The sequence below is a fragment of the Xanthomonas axonopodis genome (assembly GCF_001304695.1).
Taxonomy (GTDB): Bacteria; Pseudomonadota; Gammaproteobacteria; order Xanthomonadales; family Xanthomonadaceae; genus Xanthomonas; species Xanthomonas axonopodis.
The window spans coordinates 13,325-29,067 of the sequence record NZ_JFAQ01000148.1 but is presented as its reverse complement, the minus strand read 5'-3'; the positions used below and the strand labels follow the sequence as shown (position 1 = coordinate 29,067).

Here is a 15,743-nt window from a genome sequence, read left to right as displayed (position 1 = left end):
GTTGCCCACATGAAGCACAGAGGCCTCCCAACAGAGGCCTCGATCACCGGGATTGCCCTGAATGGGCAAAGCGATCTACGCGCCCCATCGTCTATGTGCATCCAACCTCCCGCGAAACGCGGGAACGGGGCTTGATCAGCGTTGCCCTAGTGCTTTTGCTTCACCCCAATCCCGATTCCCGCCTGCCCATTCCCGGACTTATCCAGCGCCAGGTTCAGGGCGAGCACGTTGACCCGCGGCTGCCCAAGCAGTCCGAACTGGGGCGCTTCGATCGCCGCCTGCACCAGAGCGGCAACGCGTTGCTCGGGCCAGTCGCGTGCGGCGGCCACGCGGCGGATCTGCACCTGTGCGCCGGCCGGGCTCAAATGCGGGTCCAGGCCACTGCCGGATTGGGTCAGCAGCTCGCCCGGTACGGCCTCAGGGGCGATGCCGTCGCGTGCGGCCACTTGCGCACGCGTGGTCGCGATACGGGCCAGCAAATCAGGATTGGAACGCGCCTGGTTGCTGCCGGCCGCGGCGGTGAGGTCGTACTTGGCGGCCGATGGACGCGGCTGGAAATAGCGCGCATCGGTAAACGGTTGGGCCACCAAGGCCGAACCAACTACGCGCGCATCGACGCGCACCAGCGAACCGGTGGCCTGCTCGGAAAACAGCGCACCGGTGATGCCGGTGGCGATCATCGAGTAGGCCAGGCCCAACCCGAACAAGGTGAACACCGCGAGCATCAGCGAACCGCGCAGGACGCCGTCGTCGCGTAACGGCAAGGAAGAAGACATGGACATGTTCCCGGAAGAAGAAAGGGGCATCACGCGTGGCTCAGGCACCGAGGAGGGCAACCAGCGCCAGATCGATCACTTTGATCGCAGCGAACGGAAGCAACACGCCACCCACACCGTAGATCAGCATGTTCCGGCGCAGCAGCGCGGTGGCGCTGGAAGGACGAAAACGCACCCCGCGCAACGCCAGCGGAATCAATGCCGGGATGATCAACGCATTGAAGATCAACGCCGCCAGCACCGCATGGCGCGGGCTGGAGAGCTGCATCACGTTGAGCGCTGCCATCGACGGGATGGCGGCGGCAAACAGCGCCGGCAGGATCGCGAAGTATTTGGAAACGTCGTTGGCCAGCGAGAAGGTGGTCAACGCGCCACGCGTGATCAGCTGCTGCTTGCCCACTTCCACCACCGCCAGCAGCTTGGCCGGGTCCGAATCCAGATCCACCATGTTGCCGGCTTCCTTGGCCGCCTGCGTGCCGGAGTTCATTGCCAGGCCCACGTCGGCCTGCGCGAGCGCCGGCGCGTCGTTGGTGCCATCGCCGACCATCGCCACCAACCGCCCGCCCGTCTGTTCGGCACGGATGCGTGCCAGCTTGTCTTCCGGGCGGGCCTGGGCGATGTAGTCGTCCACGCCAGCTTCGGCGGCGATTGCGGCAGCGGTGAGCGGGTTGTCGCCGGTGATCATCACCGTCTTGATGCCCATCGCACGCAACTGCGCGAATTTTTCCTTGATGCCCTGCTTGACCACGTCGCTCAACTCGACCACACCGAGCACATGGCGGCCTTCGGCCACCACCAACGGGGTGGCACCACCACGTGCGACTTCCTCGATACGGCCCTGCAATTCCGGCGAGACGGTCGCGCCCTGCGCCTGCACATACGCCACGATCGAATCGCCCGCGCCCTTGCGGATGCTGCGCCCGCCGATATCGACACCGGACATGCGCGTCTGCGCGGTAAAAGCGATGAAATGTGCGCCTTCCGCTTCCACTGCCACGGCACCTTGCTGGCGCGCCAGCTTGACGATGGATTTGCCTTCCGGCGTCGGATCGGCCAGCGAGGCGAGCATGGCCGCATCGCGCAGTTGCGTGCGGTCCACGCCAGCCAGCGGATGGAATGCAGTGGCCTGGCGGTCGCCGTAGGTAATGGTGCCGGTCTTGTCGAGCAGCAGCACATCGACGTCGCCGGCCACTTCCACGGCCTTGCCGGATTTGGCCAATACGTTGGCCGACAGCGCGCGGTTCATGCCGGCAATACCGATCGCCGGCAACAGCCCGCCGATGGTGGTCGGGATCAGGCACACCAGCAGCGCGATCAGCAGCAGCGGATCCAGCGTGACGCCGACAAAGCCCGCAATCGCCGGCAGCGATGCCACCACGATCAAAAACGTCAGCGTCATCGCGGCCAGCAACAAGGTCAGCGCGATTTCGTTCGGCGTCTTCTGCCGGTTGGCGCCTTCCACCAAGGCAATCATGCGATCGAGAAAGCTGTGCCCGGGCTCGGCGGTGACCTTGAACACGATCTCGTCGGAGAGCACGCGGGTACCACCGATGACGCCGCTGCGATCGGTGCCGGCCTCGCGCAGCACCGGTGCCGATTCGCCGGTGACCGCCGCTTCGTTGATGGTGGCAACACCCCGCACGATCTCGCCATCGGCCGGCACGAATTCGCCTTGGGACACCATGACGTAATCGCCCGGACGCAACTCCGCTGCCGGCACGCGCGTTTCGCGGCCACCGAGTGCGGTTTCCACCATGCGTGCCACCAGGTCCTTGCGCGCACGCCGCAACGACGCGGCCTGGCCGCGGCCACGCGCTTCGGCGATGGCTTCGGCAAAATTGCCGAACAACACGGTGACGAACAGAATCGCCGTCACCGCCCAGCCGAAGCCGGCATGCGAATGACCGCTGGAGGTGATCACCGCCGCCAGCAACGTGCCACCCATCACCACCGCCATCACTGGGCTGCGCAGCAGATGCCGCGGCGCCAACTTGGCGAAAGCCGCACGCATCGCCGCAACCAGCACGGCGGCATCGAACAACGCTGCGTCACCGCGCTCGCGTTTTTCAGTCGTATCGATCGTAGACATTGCACAAAACTCTCAGGACGCCGCCAGGGCGAGGTGTTCAGCAATAGGACCCAGCACCAGTGCCGGCATGAACTGCAGCACGGTCAGCACGATCACGATCGCCATCAGGGTCAGCGCAAAGGTGGGCGTTTCGACCTGCAGGCTGCCGGCCGATTCGGGCGCACGCCGCTTGACGGCCATGCGTGCGGCCACCATCAACGGCAGGATCAACGCCGGATACCGGCCCAGCGCCAGCACGACCGAGCAGCTCAGATTCCACCAGTACGTGGCATCGCCCAGACCTTCGAAACCCGAGCCGTTATTGGCGAATGCAGAGGTGTACTCGTAGAACACCTGGCTGATGCCGTGAAAGCCGGGGTTGGAATTGGCAGTCAATGCCGGTACTGCCAGCGCCACTGCGGTAAAGCCCAGCACCACCAACGGCTGCAGCAGGATCAACAGGGCCAGCAACTGCACTTCGCGCGATTCGATCTTGCGGCCGAACAACTCCGGTGTGCGTCCGGTCATCAAGCCGGCCAGGAACACGCTGAGCAACAGATACACCACGAACTGCTGCAGGCCGCAGCCGATGCCGCCCCAGATGGCGTTGATCAGCATGTCGACCAACGTGACCAGGCCACTCAACGGCGCCAACGAATCGTGCATCGCGTTGACCGAGCCATTGGAGGTCTGCGTGGTCAACGCCGCCCACAATGCCGAGGCATCGGCGCCGATGCGCACTTCCTTGCCTTCCATCAGCGCCGGCGAGTGCGCGCTGGCCGAATGCGCCTCGGACCACAGCAATAGCGCAGTGGAAGCCGCCGACATCGCCAACATGGTGCCGAACACCAACGCCGTGAGCCGCTTGCGTCCGGTCAGGTAGCCGACCATGAACACCACGCTCATCGGCAGCAGGACCAATGCGAGCGTTTCAAGCAGATTACTCAATGGCGTGGGGTTTTCCAGCGCGACCGAACTATTGGGGCCGTACCAGCCACCGCCGTTGGTGCCGAGCTGTTTCACCGCCACCATCGCCGCGACCGGGCCCACCGCAATGGTCTGCTTGGGCATGCCCGCGCTGCTATCCAACGGTGTCGCGGTCGCCGCGCCCTGCAACGTCGACGGCACACCCTGCCAGCCGAGCAAAACGGTCCACAGCAGGCACAGCGGCAACAACACGCGCACGCTGGAGCGAATCACGTCGGTCCAGTAATTGCCGACGTCTGCTTCAGGCAGGGCTTCCAGGCCCGAACCCGTGTGGTGGCGTCCCTGAGGCGACAGTTCCGGCTCCGCAATCTCCGCCACGGCCGTCGTGTCCGACGCCGGTGCAGCAATCGACGCCTGGTTGGCTGCGCGCCCACCGAACAACGCACGCAGCGTCGCAACCGCCAACGCCAAGCCCATCATCGGCGTCACCACCTGCAGACCGACGATACCGGTCATCTGCGCCAGATACGACAACTGCGCCTGGCCAGAGTAGTGCTGCTGGTTGGTATTGGTGACGAACGACACCATGGTGTGCAGCGCGGTATCCCAGCGCATGTTGGGGATGGCGTCCGGGTTGAACGGCAGCCACGCCTGGGTCACGAACACCACCCAGGTCAGCAAACCGACGACAAGGTTGCTGAGCAGAAATGCCATGCTGTACCCGCGCCACGACATACCCTGCTGCGGGCGCGTGCCAAGCAAGGCGTACAACGGCCGTTCGATCCAGCCGAACAGCACGTCGCTGCGCATCGGCGCACCGCGTATCACCGCGGCCATGTAACGGCCCAGAAGCCACGCCAGCACGATGGCCAGCGCGTACACAAGAAAAGTTTCAGTCATTGGAGCGCACTCGGATCAGAAGTCTTCGGGCCGCAGCACCACGTACAGCAGGTACGCAGCAGCAACGAGTACGGCCACGCCGCACAACAGGGACAACCAGCCGGGCATGACGGTCACTCCCCCATATGCGCGCACGACGGCGCGATGAATGCGATGTGCAACGGCCTAGACCGCGTGTGCGTGCCAACCTGGCAAAGCGCTGCCGCACCGTGCGTGCAGCGCCGATGGAGCAGACAAGTCAAGGGATGCATCGGGATCGTCCACGGCGGAACCGCTCCGCCAACCTGCGCAGTCTCTGCCTGGGCTGCGTAAAGTCGCTATGGACCTGCCGCCGGCGCTGCGTAAAGTCCGCATAAAATGCGCAGGCCAGCCCTGCGCCTCAATCAGGTAGCCCGCCAGGCGCTCCAGCGGTTGGCTTCCCTCACTGCGCTGGCCCTGCGGCACGCAGGTGGCAACGATGCCGCGAAGTTCCATTGCCCTGGCGTCGCGCCAAGCCTGGATGGCGCCGGTCCGATGCGCCATCTACCGCAAGGGCCAGTCGCGCCGCCAACTGCGCTGGACCGCAGACGGCGTGTGATCTAGGTCAAGACCGGACCCCGGCCCGGCCAAGCCGCCGCATGCATCAGCACGCACTGCGCAACGCCCTGACTTGGTCCTTTCGACTGCTCCGCCTTCAGACTGGTAGCGGCGCATCCGCGCAAGGCAGATTCGCCGCGAGCCTGCGCGTGAGCAACCCAGGATCAGCTTGACGCGGCACCGCTAGGCGGATTGTCCGAGGCCAGCGAGCGTCTGCTTGCATGCCTACCAGAAACGCAAATGCCTCGCCCAGCCTGCCGCAGGTTCGGGACAACGTTTCTATTCGTTCGTCGCACCAGGTCCTGAATTCAGCGGATCGAGGCGTGATGGCATTCGCTTGCGAGCGGATTGCAAGGATCACCTGCCGATGCCGTTCCGGATCCAGGGATTTTGCCTGCTCTGCCACTTTCCAAGCTGCCTCAAAGCGCGTTTCCCGAGGCTGTTGCGACAACGCGTTGGTCAAGCGCAACAACACTGAGGCCGTGATGTCATGCGCAGCCATGCGTTCTTGCTCGGACATTCCATCGCGGTAAAGCTTGGAACACGCGTCCGCCAACAACCGATGAACATCAAAGCGCATATGCGCAAAAGGCAGGTTGACCGACAACTCGGCCAGATGCGGCAACACGTCCCATCCGATCACCGACCAGGCAAGTTTTTTCGTAACGGACGCGTAACTGCTGTTCCTAAAGTCATCACCCTCCCGCACAAGGGCATGGTGATAGAGGAGCGCCACCGCACGCGCACGCGGACCTGGCTGCTGTGCAGCCACCTCGCTGATCACGTTCATGCACTCCGGTAGTGGCAGGCGATGGATCACCAGCACCAGCAGGTGCACCTGAGGAGACAGCGCCCCCAGTCCACTCTTCTCAGCCTGCTCCATCACGTCCAGTGCTACCTGAGCGTGAGCGGCCAGTGGAGTTTGCAACACTGCGCGCAGAGCCGCCTCGCATTCGGGCAGGTCTATCACTGACTCCGTCAAACACTCCAGGGCAGGCAACCCCGACTGTGCGGGGAGTGCGTTGATATGCGCCAATAAGGTCATAAACGCCTGGCCGCGCTCGGACGCTGCCAAAGGGCTTCACGCTGCTCTCCGGGCAGGCGGGCCAATGCAGGCGGGCCAATTGATATATGAAGGGCTCCAGTGCACGCAGCACTGATTGCCCGGGGAGCTTGTCGATGTGCGCGAACAAGGTCGTGAACGCCTCGCCACGCTCTGACTCCAGCAATTTCCAAATGCTGTACACCCGCTTGACGTATGCGCGCGCGCGCTGTGCCCCCCCATCGCCCACAGACGGGAGGCGGTCCACCAGTTGCATGGCGGCGCGCATGCGCTCAAGACTGCTGACCTCACCGAAATCGGTGATTGGCTTGTAGTCCGGGTTTGCCGCCAGGAACGCTTGCAACTTCTCACGTGCCGCCGCCGCTTGCCCTGGCGAAGCTGAGCCGAGATTCTCCATGCGCTTGAGCCTCAATTTTCGTTCAAGCGTTTGACCCGCATCGGTGATTGGATTGCTGCGTGGGACTACCGCCCGCAGCACCGTCCGCATGCTTGGGCGGGTGTCCGTGGCCATCAGCCGCGAGGTTGCGCCAAGCCGCGCCTTGCTTCCATCGTCCAATCGACTCACGATGTTTCGGCGAAGCTCGGGCGGTAGCTCAGAGAGCCTGTCGAAGATCGCGGCCCGCTTGTTTTGTGCGGGTGGCGGACTGGGAAAGGGTCGACTGGTCTGCGGCTGGGAGGTCGATTCCTCTCCCGGTTGACTGGTGGACGCCACAGCGTGCGATAGACCTGTACTGGTGATCGGCATCCCGGGTCTCCTGCGGTGTGCCGCGGCAGCGGCATCGAGTTAGGCTTCGTGCGTACTTTCCTGAAAGCAACATCCTGTCTGCAGGCGGTTTCAGAAATCCCGCTCGCCCGCGCGAGCGCGACGGCGCACACGCCTAGACAGCCAAGGCCGGCATCTCTGCAGCACCGGGCGAAGCGATTGATTCCGCTGTTGGGTGGGTGCTGTGATGCACTGATCTTCAACAGCAGCGGTTGCATCAGCATCATCACGCTTCGCATGCGCGCAGACGCTCCCGTCGCCCGGACCGGACCATGCGTCACGGCGTACAAAGCCGTGTGCATGCGCTCGCCGCTCGGTCAACGCACCGAACTCCACGCTGGGGGTCCCACACGATGGAGCTGCCAGTAACGCCTAAAACTCCTTGCCAACTGTTTCGCCACCAATCGCACGACGCGGTCAAGACACCCATGGCTTGTAGGCGCGCACAACGCCGTGGTTTGGCGGCTTGCCCGGACGGCAACCCGGCCAAGCCGCCTTATACAACAGCGCGCAATGGACGACGTTATGGGTCTAGCCTTCTGGCTGCGCCGCCTTCAGTGACTGCGCCGCCATTCGGAGGCACACTGCCTTGGGTTTGCGCCGAGCAGCCGAGCATCATGTCGATGCAATAGCTCGAGGCGCCGTGTCTAAACCCGTCGTGCGGCTGCTGATATGTCCTGTCTACCAGCAACGACAACTGGCCGCTCGTCTGGAATTCGCCAAGGCAGTCGCTCTTTCGCACATGGCGATGAAGTCAGCGAAGCGTTCGGGGATCGCTTCTGCTTGCGCACAGACTGCGGCGCTCACCGCCTTCAACCTTCTGGGATCGAGCTGCAGTGCCGCCTCAATCAGTAGCTTGCCGCCTTGATAACGCGCTGCTTGAGGCTGCTGCGGCAATGCCTTAGCCAAACGCACCAGGACTGAGGCAGTGTCTTTGCGGCGGGAAAGTTGGGAGCTGGCAGTCGCTAACGCGCTAAAGGCATTCCAGCGCATCTGCGGATCGGGCAGGGTGACCGACAGGTCGACCAGATGGTTCAACACCTTCCGTCCGTTTGCTAATCCCGCACGAACCTTAACAACTTGCTCGTATCGTTGCATAAACAAGCGCGCGCGCTGAATCCTCACAAACATCTGATGAAGTAGCGTCGCCTCCGCTTGCGCAGGCGTCCCTGGCTGCCCTGCTGCGATGTCAGCTAACGCACTTAACAACATCGGTAATGGCATCAGATTACCGACTAAAACGAGTTCTAGCAGCCTTGCTTGAGTGGACAACACCCCCAGAGCATCCCCGCCCTGGACAGCATCGGGCTGGGCGCCCTGGTCGTGAACGGCTGATGCCGCTTGCAACACCTTCAGTAAAGCTGCTTCACGTTGTTGCTCCGTGGGTAAGCCTTCTAGCTCTGCTGTCAATCTTTCCAGGGCAGGCAGGCCCGGTTGCCCGGGAAGCTGTTTAATATGTTCCAACAACTCCATGAGCGCCTCGGCACGCTCCGATTCCGGTAGATTTTTCAGGCGCTCAATTAACTTCAAGCATGCGCGCAAGCGCGTGCCGTGGTCTTCACCGCCTGGGTACGGGAGACGCATGACCATTCGTAACGCAGCACGCAGACGCTCAAGACTGCGGACAGAACGGCAGTCGGTCAGTGGGTCGTAACATGGGTGCGTTGCCAGGAACGCCTGCATACCTTCACGGGCGGCCTCCGCCATCTTCCGCGACGTTGCGCCAAGTCGCGCGATGCTTTTTCGATCCAGTCGACGCACGATTTCTTGGCGAAGATCGCGCGGCAGCGGTGTCAACGCGTCAAAGCGCTGGTGCTGCTCGATGTGCGGCGACTGCGCGTTGGGCAGGGTCCGGCTGGCCGGCGACTGGGAGGTCAACGCCTCGTCCGTTCGATTGGCGGACGCCGCAAAGCGCGGCAAGGCGATTCGATAGAAAGGCATCTCGTATCTCCTGAGGTGCGCCCTAGCGGCGACATCGTTTGCGTCTCGGTGCATATCTTGCCGAGAGCAAAATCGTGCCTGTGGGCAGCGAGGGAAATGGTGTTCACCCACACGAACGGAGCCTGCGCGCCCAAGCCGCGCAGGCTCGCGCTTGAGCGGTCCAGGCTACGTAACCAACCTGCACGAAGGCGCTGAATGCGCCAAGCAGCGCCGCTGCCTGGGGGCTGCGCACCCATCGGCGCGCCAACCTCGCCTTGCCATGGAAGCGCGTTTACCTCCGATGGCTGCCCTAGAACGGTTGGCAACAGACAGATGAAACATCGACAACCACCACGGTCCATCGCGTGTTCGCTGAGATATCGAGCCCCTGAGGCATTGTCGAACGGGTCGAAGCCGGTCCGGCGATTGCCCGCTTGCACCGTCGCATCTTGGGATGAATTCGTCGGATTGGGACGGGATGTTCAGCGCATGCGCGCCGATTGCGGCGATCACCGCGCGCCGCTCGTGCGCATAACGGTTGTCTGTTGCGCACACCACTTCCATGCAGCCGACATGCTGTCATCGCTCTCCAGGCCACGTGCGGCAAGCGGCAATGCGGTGAATGCAGGCCGGCACATTCTTGGGGCAGGCTAACGACAAGCCGACCCGATGCACCAATGCCTCCACCCAGCTCGCGGCGCGCGCAAGCTGCATCGCAAGTTGCGCGCATTCCGGCTGGAACAGCTGAGCCGGCCGCGTCACGTGACCTGAGGTGCCTGCCACCCCCATTGCGCACGCGGTCTTGGCCGCCTTGCAACCGTCTCGGTAACGGCAAAGGCGATTGCCCACCTTCGCAGGTGACCGATCGCCCGTGCCACCAACGGCAACTCTTCCGGCGATACCAACCCAGCCTGTTGCGCCTGATCGTTGGCGACCAGCAGTCCCGGCAACACCGCATCAAACAGTGCTCACATATCCATATACCTGCGCGACACAGTCGCAAGCATCATGCTGGCCGTGGCGATCGCTTCATCGCATCTGGCGATGAGTTCATCGGCCTGGTTCGGGATCGCCGCAGCCTGCACACGGACGGCGGCAATGACCGATATCTGCTCGCTCGGGAAGAGGCTCACCGCCGCTGCAAGCACATCCAGGCTACACAGATAACGCGCCGCGGCAGGCTGGTGCGGCAACGCCCCAGCCAGCCGCCTCAACACTTCAGCGCTACTGTCTATGCTGTCCAATGCGTGCACGGCCCGCGTCAATTCCCTGAAGGCAGCCTGGCGCAATCCCGGATTGGGCAGTCTGTTCAACAAGGCCACCAAGTGAGTCAGGGCTTCGGCTCCATCGCCGGAACGCGCGAGGCGCTCGGCGAGCTGCGCATACGCCTGCTGGAATCGGTGAATCGGCTCCAATCCGACAAGATGCATTCGTAGGGTCACCTCTGCCAGCAGGCGGGGGCCGGTCTGAAGCGCGGCAGCCTCGGTTATCGCGAGGTTGACTGCCTCCTCGGGCAGCTGTCTGATCGCCGATGCCAGCAAATTAAACGGAAGTGCTCCGCCGATGCCTCCGGCAGCGCCACCCTGGGCCGGAGCCACGGCGCCTTGCGCCGCCGGCTCACCATCACCCCCTGCATCAGCCTCTGCTACTGCCCCAGGTGGCCACCGTGCGCTGCTCCGGCAGCAGCTTGCAGCGCTTGCCTTCGCGTGGCAATCAAACTGGGCAAGATTGCATGGAAGGCGAGCGCGCGCAGGCCCGCGGGCAAGCATCCCAGGTCATCCGTCAAGCGCGCCACCACGCGAAATGCCGTATTCCCGGAATAGCGGGTGGCGTGATTCAACACCGCGGTAAACGCCTCAAATCGCTGCGCCTGCGGCAATGATGGAATCCGCGCCGCAAGCCTTCCGTATCCGCGCAATATCTGCTCGCTGCGATCCTCATCGTCCGGGTAGGGGAAATGCGTCACTTCATCCAGGGCGACACGCATGCTTTCTGCACTATGGACGGCCCCGAACTCCAAGCTCGGGTCATAGCGCGGACGCGCGGTCAGGAACGCTCGCACATCCCTGGTGTCTTCCGCCATCTGCCGCGAGACGCTACCCAGGCGCACGAGGCTGCGTGGTCCACACCGCCGCACAATATCGCGACGTAGATCACTCGGCAGTGCAGAAAATCCGTCGAAGCTCTCGGCACGCTGGGGTGGCACCGTGCCTGGGTCGAGGACTCCTTGGCTCGCCGAAGCCTGTGACGTCTCTTGCGTTTGGCTGGTTGACGCCACAGCGTGCGGTAGACCGGTTCGGTTGATCGGCATCTCGGGTCTCCTGCGGTGTGCCGCAGCAGCGGCATCGAGTTAGTCTTCGTGCGTACTTTCTCGAAAGCGATCTGGTGTCTGCGCGCACTGCCAGAAATCGCGTTCGCCTGCGCGAAACGCGACGTGACCGGTGCAGATGCGGATTCGGCGGATGGTCTGCCACCCGCCGCTTTTCGCTAGTACCGCGGCGGACGACCTGGCATCGATGCAGATGCGGCGTGCTGCCCTACCGCAGCGGCACGTTCAACACGGACGGTGCTGCAACTGGCGAGGTGAATGTCACCGTACCGCCGCGCCCTCGCTGGCATCGGTATAGCGCGCGTCGCGGGTGTCGATCACCAAGACCAGTCGCGGCCCTGCCGGAATCTCGGTTGCCGCCGCCTGCAATGGCCAGTCCAGGGTGACTGCGCGGCCCGGTGTGGCATTGCGCGACGAATACGGCGCATGCGTAATCAGTTTCGCCACGCCCAGCGCATCCATGCAGTAGAGATACGCGAAAAGGCTGACGTTGGACCGACTGGGCACCACTCTGTCACGCGTAGCGACGGGCTACCGGCCAGGCGCCGGGTGCTGTTCGATGGCGAGCCCACCCACACTGCGGCACCAGCGCAGTTGACCAGCGGAATGGAGGTGCTCACCGGCAGGCCGATGCCTTGCAGCAAACCGCTCACCAACACAATCCCGGAATCGGCCACGGTCGGCACATCGGTGGCGATGCGCGACTGCCATCCGCTCGACGTCCCCGCGGTCAATCCACCAGTGGGGCTCAGCAACCCTGCTGGTGCGGACAGGCCAAGCTGCGTCGTGGCCTGTTGGACCGACGCCCAATCCGGATAGTCCAGCCATTGCCCGGCACGTGGCGATAACCGCACCGGCGCTTCTGCATCCACGCCGTTGCGGAGTTGCTTGAGGTGGCGATCGAACCAGCGCGTGGTCGCGCTATAGATCTCATTCGGTAATCCCAATGCGCCGGGCAGCTCTGCAGTGGCGTGATCGCCCTGACTGAGCAGCAGTTGTTTGGAGCCGCGCAACTGGTTGAAGAATGCGATGGTCTGGTTCGGCGGAAACAATCCATCGTTGAACGCATCCCCCAACAAGACTGCGGTACCACGCGCGTTGAGCGCTGCCACATCGGTCGCAGAGCTGCGCGAGGCGGCCTGCAACAGGAAGCCCTGCACCGCGCCATCGTAATCGCCTTGTGCCACGCGTGCGCCGATCTGCGCCAGATCCGGGCCGGCCCGGCCGGTCAGTGCGCCCGCACCCACCAGCAGTCCGACGCCCTGCTGGCTGACCGTGCGATTGCAATACAGCGAGGCTTCCAGATCGGCCCAACCGCTGAGCGCGGCCACTGCCTTGATGCGCGGGTCGCACTCGGCCGCCAGCGGCTGATGCCTGCCCCGTACGAAATGCCCGACGCGCCGATCGCATTCGGGTTGGCCGACGTATGCGCCAACGCCCAGTCGATCACCGCGCTGACGTCATCCACCGTGTCCGGCCCGGCGATGTTGATCTGCCCAGCCGAATCCCAGAACCCGCGCGAGGTATGGCTGACCACTACATAGCCGTCGCTGGCCAGCTGGGTGGCGCGGCCCAGATATTCCAGATTCGGCAACGAGCAGCTGGCCGGCATCACGATCAGCGGAAACGGCCCCGCCCCCTGCCCCTGCGGCACCAGCACCAATGCCCCCATTTGGGCCCCGTCCCAGCCGGGGATGCGTTCATAGGTCTTGCTGAAGGCGCCCGCCACGGCCGACGCCGATGCCAACAGCAACGCCAGTGCGGCGATGCGCCCGATCCAACGCTTGCTCATGCTGCTGTCTCCCACGCAAAGCCGGGCCGGGATGGCCCAGCGGCAACTGCGATGCATCCGTGGTTCGGGGGAGAACGTGGCGAACGTACCAGACGGTACGGTATGGACCAAGGGCCGGGAAGCGGGAAGCGGGAGGCGGGAATCGCGCCTAGCTCGGCAGACATGGGCTCATCGCGCAGGACTGGCGGGATTACGCGAGCACGCTGCCTTCTCCCGCGTGCGGGAGAAGGTGCCCGAAGGGCGGATGAGGGCAGCCGGCAGCATTCGTCGTTCCCGGATGCAATATCAACCCGAGGTCGAACAAGGCACTCCGCGCCACTGTCCCAGCACGGCGCTCCAACGCACCGCCAGTCACCCTCAGCACACGCTGCACACGCTCCAACCCCGCGCATCAGCCAACGAAATGCTGATACCCGCGCTGCGGTGGTTGCCATGGGTTGCCTTCGGCATCGTGCACAACCACGCCGGGCGTGGCGACAATCTGCCCGATGCGCGTTGCAGCCACCTTTGCAAATTCCATTGCCTGCATCACGGCATCGCGATGCTGCGGCGCGGCGGTGAAGCACAGCTCGTAATCGTCGCCGCCGCCAAACTGCCAGCCAAGACAGGCCAGCGCATCGATGCCATCGCTGCGCGGCATTGCCGGCAAGGCCGCAAGCAACAGACGCGCACCCACGCCGCTGCGCTCGCACAGGTGCCCCAGATCGGCCAGCAGCCCATCGGAAATGTCCAAGCAGGCATGCGCAAGCCCGCGCAGGCGCAGCCCCGCCTGCACGCGTGGCTGCGGACGCAGCAGGCGCCCGCGCCAGCGCTCGTGCAATGGGTCGGCAGCCGCGCAGGTCACATCCAGCTGGCCGGCCTGCCACAACGCCAACGCGGCGGCGGCTTCACCCGGCGCACCGGTCACCCACACGTCATCGCCAACGCGCGCACCATCACGCCGCAATGCTGCGCCCGGCGGCAGGCTGCCGATCGCAGTCACCGCGCACGAGAGCGGCCCGCGCGTGGTGTCGCCACCGACCAGCACAATGCCGTGTGCATCAGCCAGCGCAAAGAAGCCATCGGCAAACCCGTCCACCCATGCTGCATCGTCGTGCGGCAAGGACAAGGACAAGGTGCACCAACGCGGTTGCGCGCCCATCGCTGCCAGATCGGAAAGATTGACAGCCAGCGTCTTCCAGCCCAGATCGTCGGCGCGCGTCTCGTGCGGAAAATGCACGCCGCCATTGAGCGTATCGGCGGTAATCGCCAACTGTTCACCGGCCGGCGGCTGCAGCAACGCCGCATCGTCGCCAATGCCCAACGGCACATCGGCACGCGCTGCAATGCGGGCACGCAGACGGGCAATCAGATCGAATTCGGGCATTGGAAGGGTTGGGATTGGGCATTCGGGATTCGTAACAGCGGGCTTTGCAAGATGCGGCAAGATGGCTGATTAGCTGCATCATCGAACGATATGCAGCGCAGGCAAGGCCGCTCACCCCACGGTCGAGTCGCTAAAATGCGGACGGTTGCACCGCGCATTAGCAGGACCGTCAATCTCTGCAAATCCCGAATCACGAATGCCCAATCTCGGCGCTTCAGGCGCCCGACTCCACCTTGCGCCACTCCACCGCGGCGCGGTCCAGCACCCCGTTGACATAGGTGTGGCCGTGCTCGGAGCCGAAGCGCTTGGCGGTTTCGATCGCTTCGTTGATCACCACGCGGTACGGCACATCCTGTCGGTACAGCAATTCATAGGCGGCCAGGCGAAGCACGGCGCGTTCGATCGCATCGACCTCTTCCACGCTGCGATCCAGGTACGGCGTCAGCGCGGTATCCAGCTCGGCGCGGTTGCTCAGCACGCCTTCAACCAGGTTCTCGAAGTACGCCAGATCGGCCACTTCGTGCGCCTGCTCGTGCGCGAACTGGGCGATCACCTGCTTGGCAAAACCGCCGGAGATCTGCCAGGCATAGACCGCCTGCAAGGCGCGCCGACGTGCGCGCGACCGCAGCACCGGGTCGATACCGTCGCGACGGCCGTGGCGCGCGTGTCCACCGGGCTTGCTCATGGCAACAACTCCATCAAATTCACCAGTTCCAGCGCTGCAAGCGCGCATTCCTCGCCCTTATTGCCGTGGCTGCCGCCGGCACGGGCTTCGGCATCTTCCACGCGTTCGACCGCCAGCACGCCATTGAGCACCGGCACGCCGGTCTGCAGCTGCACGCTCATGAGGCCTTCGGCACACAGGTCGGCCACGTGTTCGTAATGGCGGGTATCGCCACGAATCACGCAGCCCAGCGCGATGATCGCGCCGTGCTGGCCGGACTGCGCCACGCGATTGGCCGCGATCGGGATCTCCCAGGCGCCCGGCACGCGGATCACGTCGATGCCAGCTTCGCCGATGCCGTTGCCGGCCAGGCTCTGGCGCGCGCCGGCAACCAGCACGTCGGTGATGCGGGCATTCCAGCGGCTGGCGATGATCGCAAAGCGCGCGTTGGTGGGGCGAAGATCGCCTTCGTAGTGGGTCATGCGGGTCGGCAACTCGAGGGGGCGGGAAGTTTAACAGCTGCCGGGCCCTGGCCTGTCCGACGCGTGCAGGCCGGGCTGGACAAAGCAGACCCGGCCATGCGCTTCAACAACACCGGG

The 15,743-nt window shown here is 64.2% G+C and carries 9 protein-coding genes and 2 pseudogenes; all 11 read right to left on the bottom strand.

The window, feature by feature from the left end; genetic code table 11:
• Nucleotides 1-146: 146 nt before the first annotated feature.
• A complete protein-coding gene (gene kdpC, locus XAXN_RS13875; protein ID WP_054319968.1) occupies nt 147-776 on the bottom strand; it encodes a potassium-transporting ATPase subunit KdpC in 630 nt (209 codons plus the stop codon).
• Between the two features lie 40 nt (nt 777-816).
• Nucleotides 817-2,865 carry a potassium-transporting ATPase subunit KdpB gene (gene kdpB, locus XAXN_RS13870; RefSeq protein ID WP_054319967.1) on the bottom strand — a complete coding sequence of 683 codons (2,049 nt, stop codon included), beginning with the start codon at nt 2,863-2,865 and terminating at the stop codon, nt 817-819.
• 12 nt (nt 2,866-2,877) lie between these two features.
• Nucleotides 2,878-4,671 carry a potassium-transporting ATPase subunit KdpA gene (gene kdpA, locus XAXN_RS13865; protein WP_054319966.1) on the bottom strand — a complete coding sequence of 598 codons (1,794 nt, stop codon included), beginning with the start codon at nt 4,669-4,671 and terminating at the stop codon, nt 2,878-2,880.
• A gap of 15 nt (nt 4,672-4,686) precedes the next feature.
• Nucleotides 4,687-4,779, bottom strand: coding sequence for a potassium-transporting ATPase subunit F (locus tag XAXN_RS13860; protein ID WP_005910961.1), 93 nt, complete (start codon nt 4,777-4,779; stop codon nt 4,687-4,689).
• A gap of 565 nt (nt 4,780-5,344) precedes the next feature.
• Nucleotides 5,345-6,322 carry a hypothetical protein gene (locus XAXN_RS13855; RefSeq protein WP_054319965.1) on the bottom strand — a complete coding sequence of 326 codons (978 nt, stop codon included), beginning with the start codon at nt 6,320-6,322 and terminating at the stop codon, nt 5,345-5,347.
• Between the two features lie 1,432 nt (nt 6,323-7,754).
• The gene (locus XAXN_RS13850; protein WP_241148155.1) at nt 7,755-9,014 is read right to left on the bottom strand and encodes an F-box protein; all 1,260 of its coding nucleotides are present in this window, start codon (nt 9,012-9,014) and stop codon (nt 7,755-7,757) included.
• A gap of 947 nt (nt 9,015-9,961) precedes the next feature.
• A pseudogene (xopI, locus tag XAXN_RS13845) lies at nt 9,962-11,304 on the bottom strand (type III secretion system effector F-box protein XopI).
• A 226-nt stretch (nt 11,305-11,530) separates the two neighbouring features.
• Nucleotides 11,531-13,114, bottom strand: a pseudogene (locus tag XAXN_RS13840) (CocE/NonD family hydrolase).
• Nucleotides 13,115-13,505: 391 nt separating this feature from the next.
• Nucleotides 13,506-14,480: a thiamine-phosphate kinase gene (thiL, locus tag XAXN_RS13835; RefSeq protein WP_054319964.1), complete on the bottom strand. Its 975-nt coding sequence runs from the start codon at nt 14,478-14,480 to the stop codon at nt 13,506-13,508.
• A gap of 214 nt (nt 14,481-14,694) precedes the next feature.
• Nucleotides 14,695-15,165, bottom strand: a complete 471-nt coding sequence (gene nusB, locus XAXN_RS13830) for a transcription antitermination factor NusB (RefSeq protein ID WP_054319963.1) — start codon at nt 15,163-15,165, stop codon at nt 14,695-14,697.
• Nucleotides 15,162-15,626: a 6,7-dimethyl-8-ribityllumazine synthase gene (gene ribH, locus XAXN_RS13825; RefSeq protein WP_054319962.1), complete on the bottom strand. Its 465-nt coding sequence runs from the start codon at nt 15,624-15,626 to the stop codon at nt 15,162-15,164. The genes nusB and ribH overlap by 4 nt, the downstream gene beginning before the upstream one ends.
• Nucleotides 15,627-15,743: the final 117 nt, after the last annotated feature.